Raw genomic sequence first — 15,081 nt, forward strand, 5'->3', positions numbered from 1 at the left:
GTCCGTATCGCCGAATTCGGTGACCGGGGTCACGATTTCGCGGTGATCTCGACCACATAACGAAGGGGTAACAGGCCGACCGGTATGTAACTATTCCCCGGGGATATCCTGCGCAAACATTGAAAAGGCGTCTGTTTCGTTCACAGAATTGTCCCGTTATCAAGATGTGATCGTCATGGATTTCTTGGTTAGCGTCTCCCCCATGACTGAGACCCGGAAATTCCGCACCCGAGCCCTCGGCGTCGCCGCCGTGACCGGCGCCCTGGTTGCCGTTCCGTTCAGCCTGGCCACCGGCACCGCCTCCGCCGCGAACCACAACTGGGACGGCGTCGCCCAGTGCGAGAGCGGTGGCAACTGGGGCATCAACACCGGTAACGGCTACTACGGTGGCCTGCAGTTCTCGCAGAGCACCTGGGCGGCCAACGGCGGCCAGGGCTCGGCGCACACGGCCAGCAAGGAAGAGCAGATCCGCGTCGCGGAGAACGTGCTCGCCAGCCAGGGCATCGGCGCCTGGCCGCACTGCGGCCGGTACCTGCAGGCCGGCGTCTCCGAGCCGGAGAACGTGCCCGCCGTGGTCGAGGAAGCCCCCGCCGTCGAACTGCCCGCCGCGGCCCCCAGCCAGCTGCAGGCCGCCGTCGACCAGGCGACCACCGCCGGGCGCGGCCTGGCCGAGCAGTACGGTGTCGCCGGGCAGTACCAGGACCTGCTCGACGCCGGTGCCCCGCTGATCGCGCAGATCGGCGGCTAGAAACCATCTCTCCCCCTGCACACGAAGGGCCCCGCCGGTTGGCGGGGCCCTTCGTGTGTGACGGGTCAGCGACCGCCGGCGTCCTGGTAGGCCTGGACCGCGGCGTCGAGTTCCTCGAGCGCCTTACCGAAATCGCTGAAGTTGCCCGACCGCATGGCCGCGCGGACCGCGTCGATCTTGCGGTTGAGCTCCGCGGCCGCCGCCTCCTGGGCGGTCGACCCCGCAGGCGGCGTCGTCGTCCCGGCGGGCGGGGTGGTCTCCCCGGGCTCGGGTGTGCCCTGATCGACCGGCGGCAGGGTGCCGGGGTTCGGTTTCAGCGCCGGGTCACCACCGAACGGGGTGGCCAGCGCGCCCGCACCGGGCATCACCTGGTTGAGCGCCTCGGCCAGCGTCGCCGCGTACCCGACCTTCACGCTGCCCGCCGCGTCGCGGTAGCTCACCAGCACACGCAACAGCTGCGGGAACGTCGATGACCCGGTGTTGCGTTCGTTGTAGAACGGCTCCACGTACAGGATGCCGCCGTCGGCCACCGGCAAGGTGAGCAGATTGCCGTAGCGGATCTTGTTCGAGTTCGACAGCAGCGTCTTCTCCCGCGACACCGCGTCGGCGGTGGTCATCGAGTTCTGGGTCTGCTGTGGACCCTGGGTCTGTGTCTCCACCGGGAGCTGTAGCACCGTGAACTTGCCGTAGCCCTCCGGGTCGGAGCGCACCGAGATGTAGGCCGAGAGGAACTGACGGTTGTAGCCGACCATCGCCGAGGTCAGGTTGAACACCGGCTTGTTGGTCTTCTTGTCACCGAGCAGCACGTAGTACGGCGGCTGGTTGAAGGTGCCGCCCTCGATCGTGGGATCGCTGGGCACCGACCAGAACGCGTTGTTGGTGAAGAACTCGCGCGGGTTGTCCACGTGGTACTTGGTCAGCATGTCGCGCTGGACCTTGAACAGGTCCTCCGGGTAGCGGAAGTGCGAGCGCAGCTCGGGCGAGATCTCGCTCTCGGGCTTCACCGCGTCCGGGAACACCCCGCGCCAGGCCTTGAGCACCGGGTCGGTGGAGTCGGTCTCGTACAGGGTGACGGTGCCGTCGTAGGCGTCGACGGTGGCCTTCACCGAGTTGCGGATGTAGCTGACCTCCTTGCGCGGGATGACGCGCCCGGTCTTCTTGTCGATGCTGTCCTCGACCGCGCCGTCGAGCGAGGTCGGCTGGGCGTAGGGGTACTTGTCCAGCGTGGTGTAGGCGTCGACGATCCAGACGATGCGCTTGTCGACGACCGCCGGGTAGGCGTTGCCGTCGGTGGTCAGCCACGGGGCGACCTTCTGCACCCGCTCGCGCGGCCCACGGTTGAACAGGATCTTGGACTCGTCACCGATGGCCGAGGAGAACAGGATGTTGCGCTCGGCGTACTTGGCCGCGAAGGCCAGCCGGTTGAACCAGTTGCCCACCGACACACCGCCGCTGCCGTCGTAGGTGAACGAGGCCTGGTCGGAGTCGTACTCGCGCGGGGCCTGGCCCTCGGTCGCGCCCACGATGGCGTAGTCGGGATCGGACTGCGCGATCAGCTCGCCGTAGTAGATGCGCGGCTGGTCGACCTTGATCTGCTGGTCTTCCTTCTTGGTGAACAGGTCGCTCACCATGAACAGCGGGTAGCCCGAATCGCTGCCGCCCGCGGCGCTCTGGGCGTCGGACTGCGGCTTGTTCACCCGGTTGGCTGGCGCGGCGACGAAGCCGTTGCCGTGGGTGTAGACGGTGTGCTGGTTGATCCAGTCCTTCTGGTTGCCCGACAGCGCCTCCGGATGCAGCTCGCGCGCGGCCACGATGTAGTCCTGCACCGACCCGTTGAGGGTGTAGCGGTCGATGTCGAGCGACTCGGGGAAGCCGTAGAAGTTCTTGCGCTGCTGGAGCTGGGTGAAGGTGGGCGAGAGGATGTTCGGGTCGAGCAGGCGGGCGTTGCCGATGGTGGCCGCGTCGGCGGGCACCTCGAGCGGGCTCTTCTTGGACTCGCCCTGATAGTCCTGATACTCGACCTTGTCGTCGGTGATCCCGTACGCCTGGCGCGTGGCCATGATGTTGCGCTCGATGTACGGACTCTCCTTGTCGGCGGCGTTGGGGCGCACCGAGAACTGCTCGACCACCATCGGCCACACCGCGCCGACCAGGATCGATGACAGCACCAGCAGCGCCGCCGCCATCGCGGGCACCCGCAGATCACGCAGCACGATGCCGGCGAAGAACGCGACCGCGCAGATCACCGCGATCGAGAGCAGGATCAGTTTGGCGGGCAGCACCGCGTTGATGTCGGTGAACGACGGGCCGCCGAAGGTCGGCTCCTTACGGGTGCTCGACAGCAGGTCGTAGCGGTCGAACCAGTAGGCCACCGCCTTGAGCAGCACGAAGATGCCGGCCAGCACCGCCAGCTGCACGCGCGCGGCCCTGGTCAGCGTGCCCTCGCGCCCGGCCAGGCGCAGCCCGCCGAACACGTAATGGGTCACCAGGTTGGCGAAGAAGGCGATCACCACCGCGACGAACAGCCAGTTCAGCACCATCCGGTAGAACGGCAGATCGAAGGCGTAGAAGCCCACGTCGAGGTGGAACTGCGGGTCCTGCTGGCCGAAGTCGCCGCCGTGCAGGAACATCTGCACCGTCGCCCAGTTCGACTGCGCGACCAACCCGGAGAGCAGGCCGAGCAGCACCGGGATGCCGACGCCGAACAGCCGCAGCTTGCTCATCACCGTCGTGCGGTACCGCGCGATCGGGTCGTTGGGCCCGGCGACCGGCACGAACACCGGACGCGAGCGGTACGCCAGCAGCAACGCCGCCCACACCACCAGTCCGACGAACAGCGCCACGACGACGAACAGGATCAGCCGCGTGCGCAACACGCCCAGATACACACTGCGATAGCCGACCTCGCCGAACCACAGCCAATTGGTGTAGGCGTCGACGATCCGGGGCCCGAGCAGCAGCAGCGCCGCCAGGACGACTGCCGTCACCAGCAGCACACGGCTGCGTCGGGACAACGAAGGTAAGCCGGTGGGGGGCCGCATGCCCACGGTGCCACTCTCCTGCTCCGGCGGTATCCACGCCGGTGATCGGCGCAGACACCGCAGTCCGATGTTGCGGATGGCCCGAAGACGGACCGTTGGCGCCCACTCTACGGAAATCGGACACCGTGCAAGTGGCAGGGCCGAAAATGATTGGATGGACGGGTGACCGAAGACGAGCACGCCGAAGTTCTCCTCGCCCGCTGCGTGCGCGAGGTCGTCGAGTTCACCGACGCCGAGGGCTGGGGCAATCCGCCGCAGATGTTCGCGTTGGTGCCGACCGCCGACCTGGCCGCGGCCGAACCCGATCTGCAGGACCAGCTCGACGACGGCAGCGAGCTCACCCCCATCGCCCAGGAGGCCTTCCCGGACGACATCACCGGCGGTTCGATGGCCCTCGACGAATTCCTGGCCACCACCACCTGGCCGCCCGCGGTCGAGGGCTGCGTGCTGGTGCAGGAGATCGTGGTGCTGCCGCCGGACGCCGAGAGCGATCTGGACGAGGCGCTGGTGCCGCTGCTGGCCGACGACGACGCCGCCGACGCGGCCGGGCGCGCCGCCGCCCACGCCCACCCCGGCCGCCGCGACGCCCGGCTCATCGCGGGCGTGTTGCGGCAGGGCACCTCACTGTGCCTGCTGCAGATCCGCCCCGAGGACGACGACGGCTTCGGCGACCTGGACCTGCGCACCTACCCGAATCTGGCACCGGGCCTGGTCGAGGCCCTGCACCACACGTTGGAGTGATCAACGGCGTTCTCGGCGCGCCTCCGCCTCTGGACTGACCGGAGGGTGCGACGAAGGAGTGCCCGCAGGGAGGGAAGAGGCGGAGTCAAGCGCCGAGAACCGCGGCGCCAGCCGCCATGTCAACTGCAGCTGACCGGTTCGCGGCCTGCGTTGATGTCGGCCAGCGAGGTGACCGCGCTGTCGAGCGTGTCGACCTTGACCAGGCGCAGACCCTCGGGCGCGCGCTGGCGGGCCTCGTTGCAGTTGTCGGCGGGGACCAGGAAGGTCTCCGCGCCCGCCTCGCGCGCGGCGATCATCTTGTACTGGATGCCACCGATCGGGCCGACCTTGCCGTCCTGGTCGATGGTGCCGGTCCCGGCGACGAACCGGCCGCCGTTGAGTTCACCGGGTGAGAGCTTGTCGATCAGCGCCAGGCTGAACATCAGGCCCGCCGAGGGGCCGCCGATGTCGGCGAGATTGAACTCCACTTGCAGCGGCGGGCGCCCGCCCTCGCCGACGCCGACGCCCATGTAGGGCTTTTCCGGCTCATCCGGGAGCGGGGCCAGCACGATCGCGGCGGTGTGCTCGCCGTCGCCGCGGCGGTAGACCACCGAGACGGTGTCGCCGGGGCGCTTGGCCGCGACGAGGTCGACCACCTGCTGGGGGTCGGTGACCGGGGTGCCGTCGATGCTGATCAGCTCGTCGCCGTCGGCCAGGACGCCGTTGGCCGGGCCCTCCTCGAGGACCCCGCGCACCACCACGGCGGTCGGCATCTTCAGGAAGTGCAGCGCGGCGACCTCGGCATTGCTCTCGGAGTTCTTGAACTGCTGCTGGTTGGACTTGTCGACCTCCTCACGCGTGACCTCGGGCGGATAGACCTCCGAGCGCGGCACCAGGCCGTGCTCACCGCTGGCCCAGAACCCGAACGCCTCGAACAGGTTGAGCCCGTCGCGCACCGACACCGTCGTCATGTTGAGGTGCCCGGTGGTCGGGTCGACGGGCACGCCGGTGATGTCCACCACCTGTTTGCCGTCGACCTCGCCGAGCGTGTCGAAGGTCGGGCCGGGGCCCAGTGCCACGAACGGGACGGTGACCACACTGCCGACCACGCCGAGGACGAGGACGGGAACCAGGGCGACGATCAGGGTGAGGATCCGGCGATTCACTCCGCCCACAGTAGTGATCGACCGGGGCGACCGACGGCAGTGGCACGCTTTTGCCGCGTCCGCGTGTGGCGCGATTTCGCGATCCGCGAACACCGAGGCCCGGGGGGTCCCGCGTAACGTAAGAGGTATGAGCGATCTCCCCTTCGGCTTCTCGAACCGCGACGACGACGAGTCCGGCAAGCGTCGCGACGAGGGCAACGGCCCCGGCGGATCCGACCCGTTCGGGTTCGGTGCCGCGGGCGCGGGCGGGTTCGACCCCTCGCAGCTGGGTCAGATGCTGACCCAGCTGGGGCAGATGATCAGCGGCATGGGTCAGGGCATGGGTCCCGGCGGCGGCCAGTCCGGCCCGGTCAACTACGACGTGGCCAAACGCCTGGCCCGCCAGCAGCTCGGCGCCTCGGTGGCCCCGATCGCGTCGGGCACCACCACGGCGGTCACCGACGCCGCGCACCTGGCCGAACTGTGGCTCGACGGCGCCACCGTACTGCCCGCCGGCGCCACGAAGACGGTGGCCTGGACGGCCAACGACTGGATCGAGGAGACTCTGCCCACCTGGAAGCGCCTGTGCGATCCGGTCGCGGAGTCGATCTCCGGGATGTGGACCGCGCAGCTGCCGGAGGAGGCCAAGCAGTTCGCCGGACCGATGGTGGGCATGCTCGGGCAGATGGGCGGACTCGCCTTCGGCTCGCAGCTCGGGCAGGCGCTGGGTCAGCTGGCCAAGGAGGTGCTGACCTCCACCGATATCGGGCTGCCGCTGGGCCCGGCGGGCACCGCGGCACTGCTGCCGACGGCCATTTCGGCGTTCAGCGAGGGCCTCGAGCAGCCCGAGAGCGAGATCATGGTGTTCCTGGCCGCCCGCGAGGCCGCCCACCAGCGGCTCTTCGCGCACGTGCCGTGGCTGCGTCAGCAGGTTCTCGGCGCGGTCGAGGACTACGCCCGCGGGATCAAGATGGACTTCTCCGCGCTGGAGGAGGCCGCCCAGGGCATCGACCCGATGTCGCTGAGCGATCCGTCCAAGCTCGAGGAACTGCTGTCGCAGGGCACCTTCGAACCGCAGACCACCCCCGAGCAGAAGCAGGCGCTCGAGCGGCTGGAGACGCTGCTGGCGCTGATCGAGGGCTGGGTCGACGTGGTGGTCACCGACGCGGTCGGCGAACGGCTGCCGGGGGCGAACGCGCTGTCGGAGACGCTGCGCCGCCGCCGCGCGACCGGTGGCCCGGCCGAACAGACCTTCGCCACCCTGGTCGGCCTGGAACTGCGCCCGCGCAAGGTCCGCGAGGCCGCGGCGCTGTGGCGCAGGCTCACCGTGGACGCGGGCGTCGACCGCCGCGACGGTGTCTGGGCCCACCCCGATCTGCTGCCCGATTCCAGCGATCTCGACGCCCCTGCCGGGTTCATCGATTCCGTGATCGGCGGTGGCACCGGCGCTTTCGACGATCCGCTGGCCCAGCTGGCCGAGACCGAGGCGCGTGAGCGCGACGAGGCCGAGCGCGGCAAGTCCTCCGGCGACGACCCGGAATCGGGTACCGAGCAGCGCTGAGCGGGCCGCGCAAGCGGACCGACGAAAAATCTCGGGAAACCGGTGCCGCGACACGGCTTCGCGCGCGGGATCGGGTGCCGACTCGCGGGCGTGAACGGCGGCAGCGCGGGTTGTCCACAGCTGCCGTCCCGGTGTCCGACACGCCGAAAGCCTGTGGATAACTACGGTTTCGGCACCAGGTTCGCGACGGGCTCGTGCCGATACTTCTGGCATGACCACCACGACGCCGCTGCGCGGGCCGATGCTCCACCCCCGCGTCACCACCCTGGTTCGACCGTCGGGCACCGTCCAGCTGGGCTGGGACCCCGAACGCGCGCTGTTGCTCGAGACCACCGAACTCGACACCGGCACGGTGCTCGCGTTCCTGCGGCTGCTCGACGGCATGCAGTCCCGGCCGCAGATCATCTGGCGGGCCGGGGAATTCGGGATCAGTCCCGCGCGCACGCTCGACCTGCTGACCGCCATCGAACGCGCCGGGCTGCTGCTGCAACCCGAACGCAGGCAGGCCAGGATCCGCAATGTCACCGTGCACGGGCTCGGGCCGCTGTCGGACGCGGTGGCGATCGGATTGCGGCGCATGGGGTTGCGGCCCACGCGGTCGCGGGAGTACCGGTCCGATACCCCGGTCGGGGCGGCGGGCTGCGATCTGGTGGTGCTCACCGACGCGTTGATGGCCGACCCGCGGCTGTCGGTGGACCTGGTGCTGCGCCGGGTCCCGCACCTGCAGGTGCGGGTGCGCGACGGTGTCGGCGTGGTCGGGCCACTGGTGCTCCCCGGTGAGACCAGCTGCCTGCGGTGCGCCGATCTGACCCGCACCGGATTCGATGCCGACTGGCCGCATCTGGCCGCCCAGCTGCTGGGCCGGACCGGGCACGCCTCCCCCGCCGGTATCGCCGCCACCACGGCGCTGACCATGAACGAGCTCGAGGCCATCGTCGCGTGTTCACCGTCGCGGCGGCCCGGCACCCTCGACGCGACCCTGGAACTGGATCTGGACACCCACCAGGTGCATCGGCGCCCGTGGCCGCCGCATCCGGACTGCGGCTGCCGCGCACTGGGCAGCGGCGAACCGGAGGCCAAACCATGAGGTGTGAGCATTCCCATGGCACACAGGGCAGGGGTTCGGCCATGATGGGTAACGTGTCCGAGATCGTGCGCCGCAGTTCCAGCCGCAATGCCAAGTTGGCCAAGATTCCCCTCGGCATCGCCGGACGAGCCGCCGTCGGTTTCGGCAAGAAGCTCGTGGGCGGTGACAAGCAGGAGATCAACGCGACGCTGAACCAGAAGGCCGCCGAGCAGTTGTTCACCGTGCTCGGCGAGCTCAAGGGCGGGGCGATGAAGTTCGGCCAGGCGCTGAGCGTGATGGAGGCCGCAGTCCCGGAGGAGTTCGGCGAGCACTACCGCGAGGCGCTCACCAAGCTGCAGTCCGCCGCACCGCCGATGCCCGCCGCGACCGTGCACCGGGTGCTCGACCAGCAGCTGGGCACCAAGTGGCGCGAACGGTTCCAGTCCTTCGACGACACCCCGGCGGCCTCGGCCAGTATCGGTCAGGTGCACCGGGCGGTCTGGTCCGACGGCCGGGCGGTGGCGGTGAAGGTGCAGTACCCCGGGGCCGACGAGGCGCTGCGCGCCGATCTCAAGACGCTGTCGCGGATGACGGGCCTGCTGTCCTCGGTGATCCCGGGCGCCGATGTGAAGCCGCTGCTGGCCGAGATCACCGAGCGCACCGAGGAGGAACTCGACTACCGCACCGAGGCGGCCAACCAGCGCCGCTTCGCCGCCGCCTTCGACGGGCACCCACAGATCGTGGTGCCCAAGGTGGTGGCGGGCGCGCCGAAGGTGATCGTCACCGAGTGGCTCGACGGCACCCCGGTCTCGGCGCTGATCAAGGCCGGTGCCGAAGACCCCGAGGGCACCCGGGCCCAGCGCAACCGGATCGCCGAGCTCATGGGCACCTTCCACTTCTCCTCCCCGGAGCTGGCCGGTCTGCTGCACAGCGACCCGCACCCCGGCAACTTCCTGATCCTGGCCGACGGCAGGCTGGCGGTACTCGACTACGGCGCCTGCGCGCCGATGCCCGACGGTTTCCCCGAGATCCTCGGCCGGATGCTGGCCCTGGCCGTCGACGAGGAGCACGAGGCGCTCACCGAGCTGCTCTACGAGCACGGCTGGGTGATCCCGGGCCGCACGGTGACCCACGAGGAGATCGAGGCGTATCTGCGCCCGTTCAGCGATCCGATCCGCACCGACACCTTCCACTTCACCCGCCGCTGGATGCAGCGGGTGGCGGGCAAGGCCTCGGAGTTCTCCAGCCCGGAGATGAAAACCGCACGCGCGCTACAGCTCCCGCCGCAGTACCTGATGATCTTCCGGGTGCTGGGTGGCTCGGTGGGCATCCTGGCCCAGCTCGACGCGGAGCTCGGGTTCATGAACCTGGTGCGCACCTGGGTCCCCGGTTTCCGCGCCGAGCGCGCGTCCTAGCGTTCGGCTTGCGCCCGGCTCCGGCCGAGCGCGCACAGCAGGTGCACCGCCACGCCGACCACGGCGGCCATGGTGACCCCGCTGCCGAGCAGCAGGCGCAGGTCGTCGGGGAAACCGCGGTAGAGGCCGGGCACCAGGATCGGCAGCAACCCGGCGGTGAGGGCCGCGGTGGTGGTGAGCAGGGCCGCGTCGTCGTCCAGGTCGACCTGGCGGAACAGGCCGATCGCCGAGGCGATGATGGTGGCGAAGACGATGGCCGCGGTGGCGCCGACGACCGGGCCCGGCAGGGAGTTCACGATCCGGCCGATCGGGGCGAGGAAGGCCGCCAGGATCAGCAGCAGGCCGGTCAGCGCGGTGACATAGCGGCTGCGGACCCCGGTGAGCCGGATCAGGCCGATGTTCTCGCCGCTGGTCACCATGGTCGGGCCGCCGAACAGGCCGGACAGCAGTGAGGTCACCGCGTCGCCGCGGATGGTGCGACCGACGGTGGGGGCGGTGTCGATCCGCTTGCCGACCACCTGGGCGTTGAGCACCGTCTGACCGGTGGCTTCGGCCATCGAGCCGATGCTGAACACCAGCAGCGGCAGGGCGGCGAGCAGATCGAAGTGGGGTGCGCCGAACAGGAACGGCTCGGGCAACTGCACCACGGCGTCGCCCGGTCGCAGGTCGAACTGCCCGAGGGCCGCGGCCAGCGCGGTGCCGACGGCCATGCCGATCAGCACCGAGACCCGGCGCCAGCCGGTGGGCAGGAACCGGTGGGCCAGCACGGTCGCGACGATGGTCGCACCCGCGATGCCGACCGAGCGGATCGGGGTGGGGTCATCGGCCGAGGTGATCAGGTTCGCGCCGACCTTCACCAGGTTGACCCCGATCACCAGGATCATGCTCGCGATCACGACCATGGGCAGGAACCGCACCAGCCGCCGCGCCACCGGCACCAGCGCGATACCGGCGACGGCGGTGATCAGCACCGCGCCGGTCGCGGTGGCCGGATCGTAGGTCTGTGCGATCTGGATGAACAGCACCACCGCCGCGCCACCGGGCAGCATCACGAACGGCAGCCCGGCTCCGAGTCCGTAGCGTCCGCTCGATTGCAGGAGGGTACCGATGCCACTGAACAACAGGGCGCCACACAGCAGGGCGCGGGCCGCGTCGTCGTCGAGGTGCAGGCTGCGGCTGATCAGCAGTACCGAGGTGAGCGGCATCGCGATCATCACCACCAGGTGCTGCAAGGCACCGGCGAAAGCCCGTCCGGCGGGCGGGATCTCGTCGACGGGTGCCACCGCCGGTGCGCTCACCGCAGCCACGGCAGTTCCTCGGCCGTGTAGCGGTAGGCGCGGAAGACGGCGTTGGAGACGCCGGGGAACACCCGCGCGGTGTCGGGATCGGGGTATTCGGTGAACGAGGGCACCACGTACTCCCAGCAGATCCGCCGGTCCGGGGTCACCTCGAAGATCCGCCCGAAGGCGGCCTCGGTGATGAGGGTGTTGCCGTTGGGCAGCCGCTGCGCGCCACCCATGAAGGGGGTGAAGAACGCCTCGCGCGGGGAGTCCTGGTAGGTCCAGCCGATCTCGCCGGTGGCCGTGTCGATCTCGACGATCCGGCTGTAGGTCACCGATTCGCCGGTGCGGAAGGTGCCGTTGTCGAACACCAGGATCCGGCCGTCGCCGAGCGGGGTGGCGTGGTGCTGCTGGGCAAGCACGGTCCGGTCGGCCAGGGTGGTGACCGCGCCGGTGCGCCGATCGATCAGGATCACCGCCGAGACGCTGCGCAGGCTGGCCACCACGGTGTGTTCGCCGAGCGGGTGGACGCTGTTGATCAGCGGCCAGTGCTCACGCCAATAGTGCGGCTGCAGACCGAATTCCGCGGGATCGAGGTGCTCCACGGCGCGCCACTGCCAGCGCAGGGCGCCGTCGGGGTCCACCTCGCGGATCACGTCGGACCAGACGATCCCGTCGGCTTCGGTTCCCGGCACACCGCCCTGGACGTGGGCCGCGGCCGCGCCGGTCAGCGGTTCGACGGCGGTGTAGAGGACGCTGCCGTCGTCGTAGTGGTGCGCGTCGTGGTGCTGCAGGTCGTCGCGGATCTCCGAGAGGAGTGCGCCGGTGTGGTCGTAGCGGGCCATCGACCCGCCGGAGTACTTGCGCCACATGGCGAACAGCGGCGGCCGGGCCAGGGTGAGGCCGTTGTAGGCGAGGCTGCCGTCGGCCAGGATGCGCGCGTGCCTGCCCGGCCGGTACGGCAGTTGCCACCGGTGGGCGATCTCGCCGCCGAGATCGACCAGGTCGACCCGGCCGTCCCCGGCCAGGGGCGCGTAGAGCGTGTAGCCGGGTGAGGCCAGCGCCACATCGCTGCCGATGAGCCCGACGCCGCGCCGCTCGAGGGTGTTCTGTTCCATGCCGCCTCTCCTGAAAATTCGATGCCACTGAATATTCAGTACGCTGGGCGACAGCGGAACGGTTCCGATCACGGTGCGCGAAACCGGCTCACGCCCAGGTCGGGCGGCCGAGAGCCCGGCCGCACCACCGCACCGACCACGCCGGATTCATTACAGTCACTGCTACAGCACGAGCGAGCACGGAAGGCGACAGGGTGGGCGAGCACATCCGGAACACCCAGCTGGGAGCCGTCATCCGCGATCGGCGCCGCGCCGCCGGGCACACGCTGGCCCGCCTGGCCGCCGAGACGGGCCTGTCCCCGTCTTTCCTGAGCCAGCTGGAGAACGGCCACACCAACACCAGCCTGCGCTCGCTCCAGCAGATCGCCGACGCCCTCGCCACCACCGCCACCGCACTGCTGGCCGCCGCCGACGACACCGCCGCCGCGCCGCTGGTCCGCGCGGACGAGAACACCACGCTCCCGCAGTCCGATCCCGGCGCGGGCACGGTGCGCGCGCTCGTGCACGGCGACCGCGACCTGCGCGCCCTGGAATTCACCGGCGGCACCGACCGCGGCGACCGCGATTTCACACATCGCGGCGACGAGATCATCCACGTCGTGCGCGGACGCATCTCCCTCGTCGCCGACGGCACCGAGCACGAACTCGGCCCCGGCGACACCTACTACTGCCGGGCGGGCGAGAAGCACCGGTGGTGGGCGCACTCCCCGGACACCACCACGCTGGTCCTCGCCGTCGCCGACGGCCGCACCGTCAAACGCAACTCCCGCACATGACAAACGAACCGCCCACCAGAACTCGGTGAGCGGTTCGCTTGCGGTACAACCCTTTTCCCGGGTTCATGCCGGGATCGCGACCTTGCGCGGACGGCCACGGGGGCGCTTGCGGGCGATCACGACACCCTGGTCGAAGATCTCACCGCCCCACACACCCCACGGCTCGGCGCGGTCGATGGCCGCGGTCAGGCAGCCCTTACGGATCGGGCAGGCGGCGCACAGGGTCTTGGCCTGCTCGAGATCGGTGGGGCTCTCGGCGAACCACAGATCGGGGTTTCCGGCGCGGCAGGGCAGGGACGCCACGGTTCGGCATGTCACGTCAGTAGTGGCGCTCGGCCAGTCCTGGGCGGTGAACACGTCGTTCTCCTTCAGCTCGTTTGCAGTCGTGGTTTCGGTGTGCGAACCCGGAGCCTGCGGCGGGAGCCGAAAGAAAAAGGCCACGGGATTCGCTTCTCGCGATCCGTGGCCAGGAGGTCTGGGAGGAGTTTCCCTACCTAGTTCGGCATTTCTGCCGAGACCTGAGCACGGTCGCTGGGTGGACACGGAGGCGGATTGCGCCGGCGAACTCGGGTGCGTACCCGAATTCATCGACCGAAGCTGCCGACGCCGGAACGGCGGTCGGCTGCCAACCCACGCTGGGCTTGCCCTGGAGACGAATCGGGGTGCGCTGATGCACGAGAGTCATCGGCACAGCTTTGGTATCGACGCCGGACAGACCGGTCCCCTGCAGAGCGAGGACCCCCCGGGAGGCGGAAACCATGGACGCGTTCACCAGCGCGCGATTGCCCATCGCGAACAATGCGGTGTTGCTGTTCATCTGACTGCCTCCCTCCTGAACTCGTGTGCTGATAATTACCGCGCACCGAGATCACTCTCGGTGCGTGTTCTCCACCATAGGCAATGATCGAGAACCGAACAACCTATTTTCTACCTGCGGTTTTGTGGTTGACGTCTCCTGAAGGATGCCGGTGCACGTCAGGGATCGGAACCTACCCACGTGAACGCCGACGATCGTCAGCGAAAGGGCGTACGAAAGGGCGTACGTCGAATATGTGTTCGATCCGGCCGACGCGGGACCGTCCAGCTTGACGTGCAACCTTTGCCCGAGAGCAGTGCTCTCTCTTAGGGTCCTCGCACCCCGACACCAGGAGGACCCGATGACCACACCCACCCCGCTGTCCGCCAAGGACGTCGCCGAGAAGCTGGGCACCGATGCGAAGACGCTTCGCGTGTTCCTGCGTTCTGCGTCGATCCCGAAGGACGAGGCGACGAACCGATATGCGTTCACCACGAAGGACGTGCCCAAGCTCAAGAAGCAGTTCAACGAATGGCGCGACGCACGCTCCGCGACCAAGGAGACGCCGCGACGTACCCCGGAGGAGCTTGCAATCCTCGCCAAGGACTCGACCCCCGTCGGCAAGGTCGAAACGCGATGACACTCACCGATGCGCTGATCACGGCATACACACAAACCCCGGAGGTCGGGCGCACCTCACGACAACCGCTCGCCCTCGAGCTGGTCAACGCGCTCGAAGCGAACGACCTGCTAGCCCTGCAACTGGCGTTCAGCGTGCTCGTCACGTAACCCACAAGCTCCGACGAAGAGGCCCTAGGTTCGCTCCTGGGGCCTTTTTCGTGGCGTCACCGACTCGACCCTCGAGCACGCGCACTCAGGACGTCAGCGTTCGTGCTGGGTCAGCGTGACCGGCGGATCAACGCCATGAGGCGATGCTCGCGCTCGAACCTCAGTCGTGTCAGCGCCTCGCGCATCGAGGGATCGGCTAGCGCGTCGAGGGGTAGGCCCGGTGCGTCGATGACCACACCCAACCCTGCGGCGATATCTCGCGCCACCTCGGCAGTGATGACATAGCGCCCGAGTCGATCACGCGGCACCGCCTCAGCGTTGTTTCTGGCATAGAGCCCCTATCGGGTTCGGTTGCTGAGTCGTCGCCAACAGATCAGTGCCGCACCAAGATTCAGGAATCCGTAGTGGATGTCGGTGCGACGTTCCCACCGCACAGCCAGGCGCCGGTACTGGTGAAGCAGGGCGATGGTCTGTTCCACGATCCAGCGGCCGGCGGTGACCTTGTCGCGGGTTCCGCGGCGAGGGATGTAGCCGGTGATCCCGCGTTGTCGCAGCTCGGCGTACACGCTGGGGTAGTCGTAGCCCTTGTCGCCGATGAGGGTCTTGATCCGGCGTCGCGGTGGCCC

Annotated in this window: 16 protein-coding genes; 8 read left to right on the forward strand and 8 right to left on the reverse strand. The window is 69.0% G+C overall.

Features of this window, described 5'->3' with window-relative positions; translation table 11 throughout:
• The first annotated feature begins 202 nt into the window (after positions 1–202).
• The gene (locus ACWEMY_RS07005; protein ID WP_452389227.1) at positions 203–748 is read left to right on the forward strand and encodes a transglycosylase family protein; all 546 of its coding nucleotides are present in this window, start codon (positions 203–205) and stop codon (positions 746–748) included.
• Positions 749–813: 65 nt separating this feature from the next.
• On the opposite strand, the gene ACWEMY_RS07010 is transcribed toward ACWEMY_RS07005, so the two are convergent.
• Positions 814–3,795 carry a UPF0182 family protein gene (locus ACWEMY_RS07010; RefSeq protein WP_452389228.1) on the reverse strand — a complete coding sequence of 994 codons (2,982 nt, stop codon included), beginning with the start codon at positions 3,793–3,795 and terminating at the stop codon, positions 814–816.
• 156 nt (positions 3,796–3,951) lie between these two features.
• Between ACWEMY_RS07010 and ACWEMY_RS07015 the strand changes: the two genes are divergently transcribed.
• A complete protein-coding gene (locus ACWEMY_RS07015; protein WP_375929585.1) occupies positions 3,952–4,530 on the forward strand; it encodes a PPA1309 family protein in 579 nt (192 codons plus the stop codon).
• A 119-nt stretch (positions 4,531–4,649) separates the two neighbouring features.
• On the opposite strand, the gene ACWEMY_RS07020 is transcribed toward ACWEMY_RS07015, so the two are convergent.
• Entirely contained in the window at positions 4,650–5,675 is a 1,026-nt protein-coding gene (locus ACWEMY_RS07020) for a YlbL family protein (RefSeq protein WP_452389229.1), read from the reverse strand.
• A gap of 127 nt (positions 5,676–5,802) precedes the next feature.
• On the opposite strand from ACWEMY_RS07020, the gene ACWEMY_RS07025 reads away from it, so the two are divergent.
• From ACWEMY_RS07025 to ACWEMY_RS07035, 3 genes are all read left to right on the forward strand, one after another.
• On the forward strand, positions 5,803–7,215 hold the full coding sequence (locus ACWEMY_RS07025; protein WP_452389230.1) for a zinc-dependent metalloprotease: 1,413 nt from the start codon (positions 5,803–5,805) through the stop codon (positions 7,213–7,215).
• 211 nt (positions 7,216–7,426) lie between these two features.
• Positions 7,427–8,302 (forward strand): TOMM precursor leader peptide-binding protein, encoded by an 876-nt coding sequence (locus ACWEMY_RS07030; protein ID WP_452389231.1) that lies wholly within the window; start codon positions 7,427–7,429, stop codon positions 8,300–8,302.
• A 44-nt stretch (positions 8,303–8,346) separates the two neighbouring features.
• Positions 8,347–9,696, forward strand: a complete 1,350-nt coding sequence (locus ACWEMY_RS07035; protein ID WP_452389232.1) for an ABC1 kinase family protein — start codon at positions 8,347–8,349, stop codon at positions 9,694–9,696.
• Here the strand turns inward: ACWEMY_RS07035 and ACWEMY_RS07040 are convergent.
• Positions 9,693–11,003: a uracil-xanthine permease family protein gene (locus ACWEMY_RS07040; RefSeq protein ID WP_452389233.1), complete on the reverse strand. Its 1,311-nt coding sequence runs from the start codon at positions 11,001–11,003 to the stop codon at positions 9,693–9,695. The two genes, ACWEMY_RS07035 and ACWEMY_RS07040, sit on opposite strands and share 4 nt — an antisense overlap.
• On the reverse strand, positions 10,991–12,094 hold the full coding sequence (locus ACWEMY_RS07045; protein WP_452389234.1) for an aryl-sulfate sulfotransferase: 1,104 nt from the start codon (positions 12,092–12,094) through the stop codon (positions 10,991–10,993). The genes ACWEMY_RS07040 and ACWEMY_RS07045 overlap by 13 nt, the downstream gene beginning before the upstream one ends.
• Before the next feature lie 194 nt (positions 12,095–12,288).
• On the opposite strand from ACWEMY_RS07045, the gene ACWEMY_RS07050 reads away from it, so the two are divergent.
• The gene (locus ACWEMY_RS07050; protein ID WP_375929591.1) at positions 12,289–12,870 is read left to right on the forward strand and encodes a helix-turn-helix domain-containing protein; all 582 of its coding nucleotides are present in this window, start codon (positions 12,289–12,291) and stop codon (positions 12,868–12,870) included.
• A gap of 63 nt (positions 12,871–12,933) precedes the next feature.
• On the opposite strand, the gene ACWEMY_RS07055 is transcribed toward ACWEMY_RS07050, so the two are convergent.
• Positions 12,934–13,188 (reverse strand): WhiB family transcriptional regulator, encoded by a 255-nt coding sequence (locus ACWEMY_RS07055; protein ID WP_375935377.1) that lies wholly within the window; start codon positions 13,186–13,188, stop codon positions 12,934–12,936.
• 172 nt (positions 13,189–13,360) lie between these two features.
• Entirely contained in the window at positions 13,361–13,687 is a 327-nt protein-coding gene (locus tag ACWEMY_RS07060) for a hypothetical protein (protein ID WP_452389235.1), read from the reverse strand.
• 340 nt (positions 13,688–14,027) lie between these two features.
• Here ACWEMY_RS07060 and ACWEMY_RS07065 point away from each other — a divergent pair, with 340 nt between their 5' ends.
• Together ACWEMY_RS07065 and ACWEMY_RS07070 are read left to right on the forward strand one after the other, a co-directional pair.
• Positions 14,028–14,306 carry a hypothetical protein gene (locus ACWEMY_RS07065; RefSeq protein ID WP_452389236.1) on the forward strand — a complete coding sequence of 93 codons (279 nt, stop codon included), beginning with the start codon at positions 14,028–14,030 and terminating at the stop codon, positions 14,304–14,306.
• Positions 14,303–14,455, forward strand: coding sequence for a hypothetical protein (locus tag ACWEMY_RS07070; protein ID WP_452389237.1), 153 nt, complete (start codon positions 14,303–14,305; stop codon positions 14,453–14,455). The genes ACWEMY_RS07065 and ACWEMY_RS07070 overlap by 4 nt, the downstream gene beginning before the upstream one ends.
• A 110-nt stretch (positions 14,456–14,565) precedes the next feature.
• Here ACWEMY_RS07070 and ACWEMY_RS07075 read toward each other — a convergent pair whose 3' ends face one another.
• Together ACWEMY_RS07075 and ACWEMY_RS07080 are read right to left on the reverse strand one after the other, a co-directional pair.
• Positions 14,566–14,763, reverse strand: a complete 198-nt coding sequence (locus ACWEMY_RS07075; protein ID WP_452389238.1) for a hypothetical protein — start codon at positions 14,761–14,763, stop codon at positions 14,566–14,568.
• 30 nt (positions 14,764–14,793) lie between these two features.
• Positions 14,794–15,081: transposase (locus ACWEMY_RS07080; protein WP_452389239.1), on the reverse strand; the 288-nt coding region annotated here is incomplete at its 5' end.

The sequence above is a fragment of the Nocardia sp. NPDC004415 genome, from assembly GCF_053602435.1.

Excerpts from the sequence above, each read along its gene's own strand:
- ACWEMY_RS07005 (WP_452389227.1), top strand. The coding sequence starts at position 203 with ATGACTGAGACCCGGAAATTCCGCACCCGAGCCCTCGGCGTCGCCGCC.
- ACWEMY_RS07025 (WP_452389230.1), top strand. The coding sequence starts at position 5,803 with ATGAGCGATCTCCCCTTCGGCTTCTCGAACCGCGACGACGACGAGTCC.
- ACWEMY_RS07030 (WP_452389231.1), top strand. The coding sequence starts at position 7,427 with ATGACCACCACGACGCCGCTGCGCGGGCCGATGCTCCACCCCCGCGTC.
- ACWEMY_RS07035 (WP_452389232.1), top strand. The coding sequence starts at position 8,347 with ATGGGTAACGTGTCCGAGATCGTGCGCCGCAGTTCCAGCCGCAATGCC.
- ACWEMY_RS07045 (WP_452389234.1), bottom strand. The coding sequence starts at position 12,094 with ATGGAACAGAACACCCTCGAGCGGCGCGGCGTCGGGCTCATCGGCAGC.
- ACWEMY_RS07060 (WP_452389235.1), bottom strand. The coding sequence starts at position 13,687 with ATGAACAGCAACACCGCATTGTTCGCGATGGGCAATCGCGCGCTGGTG.
- ACWEMY_RS07065 (WP_452389236.1), top strand. The coding sequence starts at position 14,028 with ATGACCACACCCACCCCGCTGTCCGCCAAGGACGTCGCCGAGAAGCTG.
- ACWEMY_RS07070 (WP_452389237.1), top strand. The coding sequence starts at position 14,303 with ATGACACTCACCGATGCGCTGATCACGGCATACACACAAACCCCGGAG.